At 72.0% G+C, this 12,310-nt stretch carries 13 protein-coding genes; 6 read left to right on the top strand and 7 right to left on the bottom strand.

Features of this window, described 5'->3' with window-relative positions:
• Window positions 1-7 precede the first annotated feature (7 nt).
• Both OG254_RS13090 and OG254_RS13085 read left to right on the top strand, forming a co-directional pair.
• On the top strand, window positions 8-619 hold the full coding sequence (locus tag OG254_RS13090) for a TetR/AcrR family transcriptional regulator (protein WP_405580943.1): 612 nt from the start codon (window positions 8-10) through the stop codon (window positions 617-619).
• 44 nt (window positions 620-663) lie between these two features.
• On the top strand, window positions 664-1,821 hold the full coding sequence (locus OG254_RS13085; protein WP_405580941.1) for an acetyl-CoA C-acetyltransferase: 1,158 nt from the start codon (window positions 664-666) through the stop codon (window positions 1,819-1,821).
• 2 nt (window positions 1,822-1,823) lie between these two features.
• On the opposite strand, the gene OG254_RS13080 is transcribed toward OG254_RS13085, so the two are convergent.
• The 5 genes from OG254_RS13080 to OG254_RS13060 are packed head-to-tail and all read right to left on the bottom strand — an operon-like array spanning window position 1,824 to window position 5,831.
• Window positions 1,824-2,465: an SIMPL domain-containing protein gene (locus tag OG254_RS13080; protein WP_351193493.1), complete on the bottom strand. Its 642-nt coding sequence runs from the start codon at window positions 2,463-2,465 to the stop codon at window positions 1,824-1,826.
• Window positions 2,462-3,526, bottom strand: a complete 1,065-nt coding sequence (locus tag OG254_RS13075) for an NAD(P)H-dependent flavin oxidoreductase (protein ID WP_405594969.1) — start codon at window positions 3,524-3,526, stop codon at window positions 2,462-2,464. The genes OG254_RS13080 and OG254_RS13075 overlap by 4 nt, the downstream gene beginning before the upstream one ends.
• Window positions 3,526-4,239, bottom strand: coding sequence for a CoA-transferase subunit beta (locus OG254_RS13070; protein WP_405580939.1), 714 nt, complete (start codon window positions 4,237-4,239; stop codon window positions 3,526-3,528). The genes OG254_RS13075 and OG254_RS13070 overlap by 1 nt, the downstream gene beginning before the upstream one ends.
• Window positions 4,236-5,072 (bottom strand): CoA transferase subunit A, encoded by an 837-nt coding sequence (locus OG254_RS13065; RefSeq protein ID WP_405580937.1) that lies wholly within the window; start codon window positions 5,070-5,072, stop codon window positions 4,236-4,238. Before OG254_RS13065 ends, OG254_RS13070 begins: the two co-directional genes overlap by 4 nt.
• Window positions 5,073-5,831, bottom strand: a complete 759-nt coding sequence (locus tag OG254_RS13060; protein WP_405580935.1) for an enoyl-CoA hydratase family protein — start codon at window positions 5,829-5,831, stop codon at window positions 5,073-5,075.
• 54 nt (window positions 5,832-5,885) lie between these two features.
• Here OG254_RS13060 and OG254_RS13055 point away from each other — a divergent pair, with 54 nt between their 5' ends.
• On the top strand, window positions 5,886-6,626 hold the full coding sequence (locus OG254_RS13055; RefSeq protein ID WP_405580933.1) for an SDR family oxidoreductase: 741 nt from the start codon (window positions 5,886-5,888) through the stop codon (window positions 6,624-6,626).
• Between the two features lies 1 nt (window position 6,627).
• Window positions 6,628-7,533: an SDR family oxidoreductase gene (locus OG254_RS13050; protein WP_405580931.1), complete on the top strand. Its 906-nt coding sequence runs from the start codon at window positions 6,628-6,630 to the stop codon at window positions 7,531-7,533.
• Between the two features lie 119 nt (window positions 7,534-7,652).
• Here the strand turns inward: OG254_RS13050 and OG254_RS13045 are convergent, their stop codons facing one another.
• Complete coding sequence (locus tag OG254_RS13045) at window positions 7,653-8,549, bottom strand: hypothetical protein (RefSeq protein WP_405580929.1); 897 nt, start codon at window positions 8,547-8,549, stop codon at window positions 7,653-7,655.
• 160 nt (window positions 8,550-8,709) lie between these two features.
• On the opposite strand from OG254_RS13045, the gene OG254_RS13040 reads away from it, so the two are divergent.
• Entirely contained in the window at window positions 8,710-9,507 is a 798-nt protein-coding gene (locus OG254_RS13040) for a S1 family peptidase (protein WP_405580926.1), read from the top strand.
• A gap of 22 nt (window positions 9,508-9,529) precedes the next feature.
• On the opposite strand, the gene OG254_RS13035 is transcribed toward OG254_RS13040, so the two are convergent.
• Window positions 9,530-11,305 carry a glycoside hydrolase family 35 protein gene (locus OG254_RS13035; RefSeq protein WP_405580924.1) on the bottom strand — a complete coding sequence of 592 codons (1,776 nt, stop codon included), beginning with the start codon at window positions 11,303-11,305 and terminating at the stop codon, window positions 9,530-9,532.
• A 100-nt stretch (window positions 11,306-11,405) separates the two neighbouring features.
• Between OG254_RS13035 and OG254_RS13030 the strand changes: the two genes are divergently transcribed.
• Window positions 11,406-12,305: a helix-turn-helix domain-containing protein gene (locus OG254_RS13030; protein ID WP_405580921.1), complete on the top strand. Its 900-nt coding sequence runs from the start codon at window positions 11,406-11,408 to the stop codon at window positions 12,303-12,305.
• Window positions 12,306-12,310: the final 5 nt, after the last annotated feature.

Genomic DNA, 12,310 nt, shown 5'->3' with positions numbered 1-12,310 from the left:
TGGACCCGTGCCGACCAAGAAGAAGCCCCAGGTGACCGCCGCGGCCGCCCGGCGCCGCGAACTCCTCGACACCGCCGCCGAGGTCTTCGCCGAGCAGGGCTACAACGCCACCACCGTACGCAAGATCGCCGACCACGCGGGCATGCTCGCGGGCAGCCTCTACTACCACTTCGACTCCAAGGAGTCGATGCTCGAAGAGATCCTGCGCTCCTTCCTCGACGAGCTGTGGAGCGGCTACGACGCCGTCCTGGAGGCCGGGCTGGGCCCGCGCGAGACGCTGGAGGCGCTCGTCACCGAGTCGTTCCGGGAGATCGACCGGCACCGGGCCGCCGTCGCGATCTACCAGAAGGAGAACAGACAGCTCGTCGCGCAGGAGCGGTTCGCGTTCCTCGCCGAGTCGCAGCGCAAGTTCGAGAAGGCGTGGCTGTCCACGCTGGAGCGCGGGGTCGCGGCGGACATCTTCCGGTCCGACCTCGACGTCCGGCTCACCTACCGGTTCGTGCGCGACACGGTGTGGGTCGCCGCGTCCTGGTACCGGCCCGGCGGACAGCACAGCCCCGAGGAGATCGCCCGGCAGTACCTGTCGATGGTGCTGGACGGGATCGCCGTACGCACATAGCCCGCTGTTCCCGCTGTTCCCATTGTTCCCATTGGGGAGTTGCCATGGCCGAGGCCTACATCGTCGAAGCGGTCCGGACGCCCGTCGGGCGGCGCGGAGGAGGGCTCAGTGAAGTCCATCCGGCCGACCTGGGCGCGCATGTGCTGAAGGCGCTCGTGCAGCGCGCGGGCGTGGACGCGGCCGCCGTCGAGGACGTCGTCTTCGGCTGTCTGGACGCCGTCGGGCCACAGGCCGGGGACATCGCGCGGACCTGCTGGCTGGCGGCCGGGCTGCCCGAGGAGGTGCCGGGCGTGACCGTGGACCGCCAGTGCGGATCCTCGCAGCAGGCCGTGCACTTCGCCGCGCAGGGCGTGCTGTCCGGAACCCAGGACATGGTGGTCGCCGGCGGTGTGCAGAACATGTCGATGATCCCCATCGCCTTCGCCACCCGGCAGGCCGCCGAGCCGCTCGGGCTGACCGCGGGCCCCTTCGCGGGCAGCGAGGGCTGGCAGGCGCGGTACGGGAAGAAGCCGGTCAACCAGTTCGCCGGCGCCGAGATGATCGCCGCCAAGTGGGGCATCAGCCGGCAGGACCAGGAGGAGTTCGCCCTGCGCTCGCACCGACGGGCCCTGCGGGCGATCGACGAGGGCCGCTTCGAGCGGGAGACCGTGGCGTACGGCCAGGTGGCCGTCGACGAGGGGCCGCGCCGGGACACCTCCCTGGAGAAGATGGCCGGGCTGAAGCCGGTCATCGACGGCGGCACGATCACCGCAGCGTGTTCCTCGCAGGTCTCCGACGGCGCGGCGGCGATGCTGCTGGCCTCGGAGCGGGCGGTGCGCGAGCATGGGCTCACGCCCCGGGCCCGGGTGCACCACCTCTCGGTGCGCGGTGAGGATCCCATCCGCATGCTCACCGCCCCGATCCCCGCCACCGCCCACGCCCTGAAGAAGACCGGCCTGTCGATCGCCGACATCGACCTCGTCGAGATCAACGAGGCCTTCGCGCCGGTCGTCCTGGCCTGGCTGAAGGAGACCGGCGCCGACCCCGACAAGGTCAACGTCAACGGGGGCGCGATCGCCCTCGGGCATCCACTGGGCGCGACCGGCGTGAAGCTGATGACGACCCTGCTGCACGAACTGGAGCGCACGGGCGGCAGGTTCGGCCTTCAGACGATGTGCGAGGGCGGGGGACAGGCCAACGTGACGATCATCGAGCGGCTGTGACGTCAGCGCCCGAGTGAGAAGCCCAGCACCACACCCGCGGACACCTCCACCATCCCCGGCGCGAGGTCGCCCGCGGAGCTGCCGCCACCGCCGCCGTGCCCGCGGTACTGGCGGAACTGGTACGACTCGGAGTCCACGTCCTGGATGTGCACCACCGTGCCGAGCGGCACGCCGGCGGCCTCCGTGTAGATCTCGGCCTTGCGCCGGGCGGCCGCCACCGCCCGGCGACGCGCCTCGTCCCGCAGCGCGGGCTTGTCGTGCACGTCGAACTCGACGCTGTCGATGCTGCGGGCACCGGCCTCCACCGCTTCCACGATGAGCTGCTGGAGGTCGTCCAGCGCCTCCGTCTCGACGACGTACTGGGCCTGGCAGAAGTAGCCGAGGAACTTCCGCGCGCCGTCGGCATGGCCGTACTCCGAGCTGAGCCTCAGCCGGGAGCCGGAGACCGAGGAGTCCGGTATCCCGTGCCGGCGCAGCACCTCGCGCAGCCTTGTCACCGCCGTGCCGGCCTCGTGGAACGCCCGGTCGGGGGCGGGCTCCAGCACCTCCACCCCCAGCTTCACCCGCACCAGCTGGGGCTCCGCCCGCACACTGCCCGCACCAAAAACGCTGAGCCCCCAGGGCTCGTTGATCGTCTCCGTCATGCGGGCATTGAAGCACCGCCCACTGGCAACCCACTCATGGTTTGCGCGGCCTCGGCCATGATCCGCTCCACCAGTTCCGCGCACGACGGCAGGTCGTCGATCACCCCCGCGACCTGCCCGGATGCCATCACCCCCAGATCCGTACGGCCGTCCACCATGGCCGACTTGAGCAGCATCGGGGTGTTGGCGGCGAGCAGGACCTGGCTCCAGGTGAGGTCCTTGACGTGCCGCAGGGAGAGGCCGTCGCGGACCAGTTGCCGCCAGGTCAGTCCCGAGAGCCGCCGGAAGCCGGCCGCCCGCCGCAGGGCATGCAGCAGCGCACTCGTGCGGCCCGCGTGCTCCAACTCGGCCACCAGCTCGGTGCGCAGCATCCGGTGCGGCAACCCGTCGACCGCACGGGTGACCGTGACGTCCCGTACCGTCGCCGCCAGATACCGCGCCTTCACCGCGTCCGGCACCGTCGAGTCCGACGTCAGCAGGAACCGGGTGCCCATGGCGACACCGGCCGCGCCGTAGGCCAGCGCCGCGACCAGGCCCCGCCCGTCGAAGAAGCCGCCCGCCGCCACCACCGGTATCTCCACGGCGTCGACGACCTGCGGCAACAGCACCGTCGTCGCCACCTCGCCGGTGTGGCCGCCGCCCTCCCCGCCCTGCACGATCACCGCGTCCGCGCCCCACGCCGCGACCTTCTCGGCGTGCCGCCGGGCGCCGATCGAGGGGACGACGACCACGCCCGCGTCCTTGAGCTCGGCGATCAGCTCACGCGACGGCGCCAGGGCGAAGGAGGCGACGCGCACCCCCTCCTCGATCATGACGCGGACCCGGTCGCCGGCGTCAGAGGCGTCCGCCCGCAGATTCACGCCGAACGGCGCGTCCGTACGGGCCTTGACCTCCCGTATCGCCTCCCGCAGCCGGTCGACGGTCATCGTCGCGGAGGCCAGGATGCCCAGCGCACCCGCGTTCGCCGTCGCCGAGACCAGCCGGGGGCCCGCCACCCAGCCCATCCCCGTCTGCACGATCGGGTGGCGGACCCCGACCAGCCGGGTCAGCGGTGTCTCCATCACGCACCGACCTCCCTGGCGCGGGTGTTCTCCGGGTCGATCACCTCGCGGATGAGCCGCAGCTCCTCGGCGGTGGGCTCGCGGGTAGGCGGTACGTCGTCCGGGACGGTCAGGTCGAAGGAGGTCGCCTCCCTGACCTGCTCCACGGTGACGCCCGGATGGAGCGAGACGAGCCGCATCGCGTGGTCCGGCGTGGCGAAGTCGAAGACGCCCAGGTCGGAGACGACACGGGGGATCCGGTGGTACCGGGCGTCGCCTGCGTGGTCGTATCCGACCCCGCACACCATGTCGACCTTCTCCACGAACACCCGTCGGGAGTGCCTGGGGATCCAGTAACTGGTCGGGTTGTTGAGCGTGTTGACCGGTGCTCCCCGCACCCCCAGCAGCTGCCGCTTCGGCCGCTCCCAGTCGCCGATGCAGGAGATGTTCTGGTTGCCGAAGCGGTCGATCTGGCTCGCGCCCATCATCACGTGCCGCCGGCCACTGGTGACGAGCGTCAGGTGTTGCCGGTACGGCAGCCAGCCCTCGGCGGTGCCGTCCGGGCGGACGATCGTCGCCTCGCCGTCGGTCAGCAGCAGGTCCGGAGCGAAGGTGAGCCGCGCCAGCCGGGCGCCCACGGAGGGGATCAGCCCCATCGGGCTCGCCAGGATCTCGCCGCTGTCCCGCCAGGCCTCGGCACAGGCGATTACGCAGTACTCGGCACGTGTGGTCATGAGTCCTCCCGGGCCGCGGACTGGTACGCCTGCTCGTCCCCGGCCAGGTAGCGCGCCGCGAACTCCGTCCAGGGCGTCGTCGCGTACCGCTTCTGGAGCGCCTCGTCCCGGCCGTAGTCGGGGGCGCAGGACGTGAAGTGCGCGCCGTTCGGCGCCTCCACGACCCCCGTCACCACATGCCGCTTGACCAGCAGGGTCTGCGGCGCGGCGTCCTTCGTCAGCTCGGCCGTGTCGACGATCCGCTCGCAGGACATGTACGCGCTGTCGGCCGCCTCGCAGAACAGGTCGTCGAAGTACGGGTCCGGGCCCAGATACTGTCCGTTGCCCAGCCGGTCGGCCCGGTTGACGTGCACCAAGGCGGCGTCCAGGCGCAGGGCCGGCATCGCGACGAACGTCTCGCCGTCGTCGTACGGCGAAGTCACCGTCCGCAAGGAGGGGTTGACCCGCATGACGTCCGAGCCGATCCCGGCCCGCACCGGCAGGAACGGCAGCCGGTTCGCGGCGGCGCGCAGCCCCCACATGAACATCGCCTCGTCGATCTCCATCAGCTCGAAGGCGCCGCGCTCACGGGCCGCGCGGTAGTGCGGTTCCAGCGGGATCGAGTCGAGGGTGACGAAGGGGGCGACCAGTTTGCGGATCCGTCCCGCGGCGGCCAGCATGCCGACGTCCGGGCCGCCGTACGAGACGATCGTGAGGTCGGTGACGTCGGAGCGCAGCAGGGCCCGCACCAGGGCCATCGGTTTGCGGCGTGAGCCCCAGCCGCCGATGCCCAGGGTCATGCCGCTGTGCAGGTGGGCCACGACCTCGTCCGTGGTCGTCGTCTTGTCGCTCACTCAGCCACCGTCCCTTCCGAAGCTGTCCCGGACCCGGTCGGCCACCCCGCTGAGGCCCGCCTCGAACGTGAAGCCCTGCTCGAAGCGGTAGCTGCGGCGGACGTCGACCGGGTCGATGCCGTTGATCGCGGCCTTGGCCAGGCGCAGCAACTGCCCGTCCTTCGCGGCGATCTCGCGCGCCAACTCCAGGGCGGCGGCGCGCAGTTCCTCGCGCGGCACCACCCGCCACACCGAGCCGTGCGCGTGCAGCTCGGCCGCGGTCGCCGTACGCGAGGTGTAGTACAGGGCGCGCATCAGATGCTGGGGCACCAGCCGGGCCAGATGGGTGGCCGCGCCCAATGCTCCCCGGTCCAGCTCGGGCAGCCCGAAGGTGGCGTCCTCGCTCGCCACGATCGCGTCCGCGTTGCCCACCAGTCCGATGCCGCCGCCCAGACAGAAGCCGTGCACCGCCGCCACGACCGGCACCTCGCAGTCGTAGACCGCGGCGAAGGCCTCCGCGCAGGCGTGGTTGACGCCGATCAGCGCGCCGGGCCCGTCCCGCTGCAGCTCCTTGATGTCCACGCCCGCGTTGAACCCGCGCCCCTCCGCCGCGATCACCACACACCGGACCTCCGGATCGCGGCCCGCCGCCCGCACCGCGTCGGCCAGCGCGAACCAGCCGGCCACCGGCAGCGCGTTCACCGGTGGGAAGTCGACCGTGACGACGGCGATTCCGCTTTTTTCGGGCCCGTTTTCCGGGGACGAGGTGGAGACACCCATGGCCGCATCAGCTACCTTTCCACCAAACGTTTGTTAGGTGAAGGGTAGCCGCGAATGGGGCTGGACGGGAAGGTAGTTGTCGTCACGGGCGGTACGCGCGGCGTCGGAGCCGGGGTGGCGAGGGCCTTCGTCGAGGCGGGTGCGAAGGTCGTGGTCTGCGCGCGCAGGCCACCCGAAGTCCCTTTGGCGGGCGTCGAGTTCAGACCGCTCGACCTGCGCGACGCGGCCGCCGTACGGGCCTTCTTCGCCGCCCTGCCCCGCGTGGACGTCCTCGTCAACAACGCGGGTGGTACGCCGTACCGAAGGTTGACGGACGCGGATGCCGAGCGCCACGCGCGCGTCATCGAGCTGAACCTCGTCGCCCCGCTGACGGCGTCCCTGGCCGCGTACGAGCACCTGACGCGGTCGCGGGGTTCCATCGTGATGATCGGGAGCGTCAGCGGCGGCCGTCCCTCGCCCGGATCGGCGGCGTACGGGGCGGCCAAGGCCGGGCTGGACAACCTGGCCCGCTCGATGGCGGTGGAGTGGGCGCCGCACGTCCGCGTCAACACGCTCGTCGTCGGCATGGTCCGCACCGAGCAGACCCACCTCCACTACGGCGGCGAGGACGGCATGGCCGGCGTCTCCCGCACGGTCCCGCTCGGCCGCCTCGCCGAACCGGCCGACGTCGGCGCGGCAGCCGTCTTCCTCGCCTCCGACGACGCCGCCTACATCAGCGGGGCGAGCCTGCATGTGCACGGCGGGGGCGAGCGGCCCGCGTTCCTGGACGCCGCAACGGTCAACAAGGAGGCCTGACATGAGCCGGATGTGTGAAGGGCGGGTCGTCGTCGTCACCGGGGCGGGCCGGGGGCTCGGGCGCGCGCACGCGCTCGCGTTCGCCGCGCAGGGGGCCAAGGTCGTCGTCAACGACCTCGGCGTGGGCCTCGACGGCACACCGGCCGCCGACAGCCCCGCCCGCCAGGTGGCCGACGAGATCCGCGCGGCGGGCGGCGAGGCGATCGCGCACGGCGGCGACGTGGCGACCAGCGCCGGCGCGGCCTCCCTGGTGGCGACCGCGCTGGAGACCTACGGCCGGGTCGACACCCTCGTCAACAACGCCGGTTTCCTGCGCGACCGGATGCTGGTCAACCTCGACGAGGACGACTGGGACGCCGTTGTACGCGTTCACCTCAAAGGGCACTTCCTCCCGCTGAAGCACGTGGGCGCGCACTGGCGTGGGGAGGCGAAGGCGGGCCGCACTCCGGTCGCCCGGATCGTCAACACGAGCAGTGGGGCAGGGCTGCTGGGCTCGGTCGGGCAGTCGAACTACAGCGCCGCGAAGGCCGGGATCGTCGGCCTCACCCTGGTCGCGGCCGCCGAACTGGCCCGCTACGGCGTCCAGGTCAACGCCATCGCCCCGGCCGCCCGCACCCGCATGACGGAGCGCACCTTCGCGCAGACGATGACCGCCCCCGACTGCGGCTTCGACGCCATGGCCCCCGAGAACGTCTCCCCCCTGGTCGTCTGGCTGGGCTCGGAGGCGAGTGACGGGGTCACGGGCCGCGTCTTCGAGACGGAGGGTGGGCGGATCACGGTGATGGAGGGGTGGCACGCCGGGCCGACGGCGGACAAAGCAGCCAGGTGGACGCCGCAGGAGGCGGGGGAGACGGCTCGGAAGTTGTTGGGGGAAGCGGAGGCGCCGGCGCCGGCGTATGGGGCCTAGCGGAGACGCCCCATCAGGGGCGCGGGGCTGTATCGATATGCGGCTCCGCCGCGTCGGCGCGACCAGCCACCATGGACCCGCAGCCGCCCCACAACACATCGCGGCACCCCCATGGGCGCTCACGTATCACATTCGAGCACCGTCCGGCACAACCCGCACCGCGCCCGAACCCGCCCCTTCACCGGCACCCGGATCCGCTGCTGACACGTCGGACACGGAAACGACACCCGCAGCGGCCCATGCCCGTCGGGCGTGAACGTATACGGAGCCCCCGGCTGGGGACCGGCCCCCTGATGGTCCTGGGCATGCCGCCGGTCACGGGCATAGCGCCGCCGCCCCGCCCAGCCGGCCGCCGTCAGCGGAGGCTGCTGCTCGTCGCGCCGGGCCTGCGCCGTGCCCTTCCCGTACGCCGTGTACGCCTGCGGGCTGGTGAACCAGATCGACGGGTCCTCGGCGAAGACCTGCGCCCGCTTGGCGAGGACGTACCCGAACTCCTCCGGAGTCAGATACCCCAGCTTCTGCGAGGACGCCGCGTCCTCCCGGTACGCGTCGAGGAGCAGCCAGCCCGCGCCCAGATACGTCGTCACCGTGTCCGTGAGGATCTCGTTGTCGCGGGTGCCCGGGAAGGCCAGGCCGAGGCGGTGCAGATACACATGCGTCACCTCGTGGGCGAGCGCCGCGCCGATGTCCCGGCGATGGGTGCGGAATCGGTCGTTCAGCTCGACGAAGTACTCCGGCCCGGCGGCGAGTTCGACGTTCGCCGCGTGGCTCATCTCCCGGAAGCCGACGACCAGCCGGGCGTCCGGCAGCCGGTAGTGCCGCACCAGCTCGCGGGCCACCCGCTGCGCGCCCAGATGCAGATCGTCGGTGTCGCAGAACGCCACGTCGGCGGGGGCCACGCTGGTCGCGAACGTCTGCACGGTGTCGTACGACAGCCGTCTGTAGAGCGCGGTGATCGAGGCCCGCACCGTCTCCAGGTGCGGGAAGCCGTGCTGGACCGGTCCGCCGTTCGCCACGCCCGTACCCCCAAGACGCCTCGAAACCGATTCCACTCTACGGGGATGTGAGGGGATTTTCCCCGGTGAGGTTCCGCGCGCGGAACGTGAGATCCGTCCTTGTCATGAACCCCCCTTGATCTTCATACTCCGGGTCGCGCAACCCCCCACGAAGGGACGAATGTTGACCCGTCACATATCGAAGAGAAGCGGCCTCACCCTGGCGAAGAGAGCCGCGGCCGTCGGCGCCGTCGCCCTCACGGTCGCCTCCCTCCAGCCGCTCAGCGCGAACGCCGCGTCCACCCGCATCGTCGGTGGAACGGCTGCAGCGCAGAACGAGTTCCCGTTCATGGTCCATCTCTCCATGGGCTGCGGCGGGGCGCTCTACAAGAAGGACGTCGTGCTGACGGCGGCCCACTGCATGAACGGCTCCGGCAACAACACCAGCATCACCGTCACCGCGGGTGTCAACGACATCAACTCCTCCGCGGCGATCAAGGTCAAGTCCACCAAGGTCAAGGTGGCCCCGGGCTACAACGGCACCGGCAAGGACTGGGCGCTCATCAAGCTCGCCCGGCCCATCGACAAGCCGACGCTGAAGATCGCCACCACGGACCAGTACAACCGCGGCACGTTCACGATCGCGGGCTGGGGCGACACGCAGGAGGGAGCCGGCACGGGCACGACCAAGCTCCGCAAGGCCACCGTTCCCTTCGTCGCCGACCGCGTGTGCAAGCGCCACTACGGCAACCGGCTGGTGTCGAAGGAGGAACTGTGCGCCGGCTATCAGAGCGGCGGCATCGACACCTGCCAGGGCGACTCCGGCGGCCCCATGTTCCGTAAGGACGACGCGGGCAAGTTCATCCAGGTCGGCATCGTCAGCTGGGGCGACGGCTGCGCCCGCTCCGGTGTGCCGGGGATCTACACCGAGGTCAGCCACTTCGCGAGCGACATCGCCCGCGCGGCGGCCGCGCTGTAGGCAGCCGCCGCAGCAAGGTGCGTCAGACGGCCCGCAGGACCGGGACACCCGCCTCGCCGGACCCGGTCCGGGCCGTCCTCTCCAGCTCCAGCAGCCACACCTCGTTGGCGCCCTCCCGCAGTACGGGCCCCGGCACGAACAGGGTGCGCTGCGGGCCCGCGGACCAGTAACGGCCCAGACCGAAGCCGTTGATCCACACGAACCCGCGGGTCCAGCCCGGCAGCTCCAGACGGGCGTCACCGGCGCCCCGCACCGTGACGGTGCCCCGGTACAACCCCGGGGCGCCGTCCTCGGGCAGCTCCCGCGACGGCACCGCCCGGACGCCCTCGATGTCGTCCAGGGCCTCCAGTCGCAGCCCACGCGCGCGTACGTCGTGCAGAAACTGCCGCTCGTGCAGGACGCCCCCGGTGATCCCCTTGGGCTCGCCCAGCCGCGGCCCGTAGTTGACCCGGCCCAGGGACTCCACCCACAGCTCCACGCGCGCGTGCCCGGCGACGGGCTCCTTGAGGCACGCGTCGTCCTCGGTGAGCACCCCGGCCCGCTGCCCGTCGACGTACACCACGGCGAGGTCCCGCAGCCCGCGCACCGTCAGCGGGTACGGCTGCCGCGGACCCGGCACCGTCACCTCGTAGCGCACCAGGCCCCGCTCGACGCCCAGTTCCTCGAAGGTGGGCGGAACGGGACCGGACACTTCCGGGCCGCCCAGCGTCTCCAGTACGGCCGCCAGGGATGCCCAGCCGGTCAGGACCGCCTCGGCCGGCTCCCCCAACGGCACGGGCGCGGGCGGGACTTCGGGAAGGGGGCAGTCGGCGTACTCGGCGAGGACCTCGCGCAAGGCCCGGAACTTCTCGGTGGGGCGGCCGTACTCGTCGATCGGGGCGTCGTAGTCGTACGACGTCACATCGGGCTCCAGGGGCCCGTCGTGCAGCGCGCCGCCGCCCCGGTTGGCGCCCGCCCAGCCCGCGAAGCTCGTGCCGCCGTGCGCCATGTACAGGTTGACCGAGGCCCCGCGGTCCAGGATCTCCCGCAGGGCGGCCGCCGCGTCCCCGGGATCCCGGACGGCGTGCTCGCCGCCCCAGTGGTCGAACCAGCCGCACCAGAACTCCATGCACATCAGCGGGCCTTCGGGGCGGTGCCGGCGCAGCGTCTCGAACGCCACGCGCGCGTGGGAGCCGAAGTTCACCGTCGCCAGGACCCTCGGGATCGAGCCGCCGGACAGCATGTGGTCCTCGGGGCCGTCCGAGGTGAACAGGGGGACGGTGACGCCGTGTTCGCGCAGCAGGCCGGCCAGATGGCGTAGATACCGCGCGTCCGAGCCGTAGCTGCCGTACTCGTTCTCGACCTGGACCATGATCACCGGTCCGCCCCGGTCGATCTGCCGGGGCACGATCTCGGGCAGCAGCCGCCCGAACCAGTTCGCCACGTGCCCCAGGTAGCCCTCGTCACGGGTACGCGCGCGTGCGCCGACCTCGGCCGTCAGCCAGTACGGCAGTCCACCGTTCTCCCACTCGGCGCAGATGTACGGCCCCGGACGCACGATCGCCCACAGCCCCACCTCCCGGGCCGTGTCCAGGAACCGGCCCAGCGCGGCCACGTCCCTCAGCTGCCCCGGGCTCGGCTCGTGGAAGTTCCACGGCACGTACGTCTCCACGCAGTTGAGGCCCATCGCTCGCAGCATCGCCAGCCGGTGCCCCCACTGCGCCTCGTGCACCCGGAAGTAGTGCAGCGCGCCGGACAGCAGCCGCACCGGCCGCCCGTCCAGCAGGAAGTCTTCGTCCCCCACCGTGAACTCGCTCATGAGCCCACCCTCGCCTCTGGCGCGGGCCGGGATCCATGGACAAAGATCAGCGCTGCTTGGACCGAAGCGGGCGGAGAAGAAGGCGGATGGAGGCGCGCGGATGTACCGCACCTGGATGCGCTTCTTCACCCCCGGCCCCGCCCACCACCGCCTCGGCCTGGTCTGTCTCGGCGTCGGCCTCCAGTACGGCGCCCTCCCCACCGTCGGACCCAGGGTCCTGGACCACCACGTCGCCGTCGTGATCAGTACCGGCGGCGGCTGGTACGCCGACCCACACGGACGCCGTACGACCGTCATCGCGCCCGCCCTGCTGTGGCTCACCCCCGGCGTCCCGCACCACTACGCGCCCCACCCCGGCACCGGCTGGGACGAGGGCTTCGTCGACTTCACCGGGCCGGCCACCGCCTCGTACACCGAACTCGGCTACATCGAGCCGGACCGCCCCGTGGTGCCCCTCTCCGACGCCTCGGGCCCGCGTGCCGTCATCGGACGCATGGCCCGCGCCGCGCGCCGCGACAACCCCCTGCTGGAGGTGGAGACCGGCGCCGCCGTCCACGAGCTCCTCGTCGCCCTGCGCCGCGCCCGCGCCGACCTCGCCCCCGACGGCGAGGCGGTCCTCAAGGCCCTCGCCCGCGACGCCTGTCTGCCGCTCACGGTCGCCGACCACGCCGCCCGGCACGGCATGACCCCGGCCGAACTGCGCACGGCCGTCCGCAGGGGCGCCGGGTGCAGCCCCAAGGACTATCTGCTCGGCATCCGGCTGGGCCGCGCCAAGGAACTCCTCGCCGCCACCGACCTCCCCGTCGCCGCCGTCGCCCGCCGCGTCGGCTACGACGACCCCGCTTACTTCTCCCGCCTGTTCACCCGCCGGGTCGGCATGGCCCCGGTCCGCTTCCGCGCGCAGCAGGGCCGCACCGTGCCCGGCGGCTGGAGCAACCGGGTCCCCGATCCCGCCGATCCACCCGTGATCAGGCGAACGACGACCGAGGCGGCCCCGTAGGCTGA

It is taken from the genome of Streptomyces sp. NBC_01092, from assembly GCF_045039535.1.
Classification (GTDB): Bacteria; Actinomycetota; Actinomycetes; order Streptomycetales; family Streptomycetaceae; genus Streptomyces.
This window is presented reverse-complemented; position numbering and strand designations above follow the sequence as displayed.

Bases quoted from the DNA above. Each gene is read 5' to 3' on its own strand.
- OG254_RS13085 (WP_405580941.1), top strand. From the start codon at position 664: ATGGCCGAGGCCTACATCGTCGAAGCGGTCCGGACGCCCGTCGGGCGG.
- OG254_RS13080 (WP_351193493.1), bottom strand. From the start codon at position 2,465: ATGACGGAGACGATCAACGAGCCCTGGGGGCTCAGCGTTTTTGGTGCG.
- OG254_RS13075 (WP_405594969.1), bottom strand. From the start codon at position 3,526: ATGGAGACACCGCTGACCCGGCTGGTCGGGGTCCGCCACCCGATCGTG.
- OG254_RS13070 (WP_405580939.1), bottom strand. From the start codon at position 4,239: ATGACCACACGTGCCGAGTACTGCGTAATCGCCTGTGCCGAGGCCTGG.
- OG254_RS13060 (WP_405580935.1), bottom strand. From the start codon at position 5,831: ATGGGTGTCTCCACCTCGTCCCCGGAAAACGGGCCCGAAAAAAGCGGA.
- OG254_RS13055 (WP_405580933.1), top strand. From the start codon at position 5,886: ATGGGGCTGGACGGGAAGGTAGTTGTCGTCACGGGCGGTACGCGCGGC.
- OG254_RS13050 (WP_405580931.1), top strand. From the start codon at position 6,628: ATGAGCCGGATGTGTGAAGGGCGGGTCGTCGTCGTCACCGGGGCGGGC.
- OG254_RS13040 (WP_405580926.1), top strand. From the start codon at position 8,710: ATGTTGACCCGTCACATATCGAAGAGAAGCGGCCTCACCCTGGCGAAG.
- OG254_RS13035 (WP_405580924.1), bottom strand. From the start codon at position 11,305: ATGAGCGAGTTCACGGTGGGGGACGAAGACTTCCTGCTGGACGGGCGG.
- OG254_RS13030 (WP_405580921.1), top strand. From the start codon at position 11,406: ATGTACCGCACCTGGATGCGCTTCTTCACCCCCGGCCCCGCCCACCAC.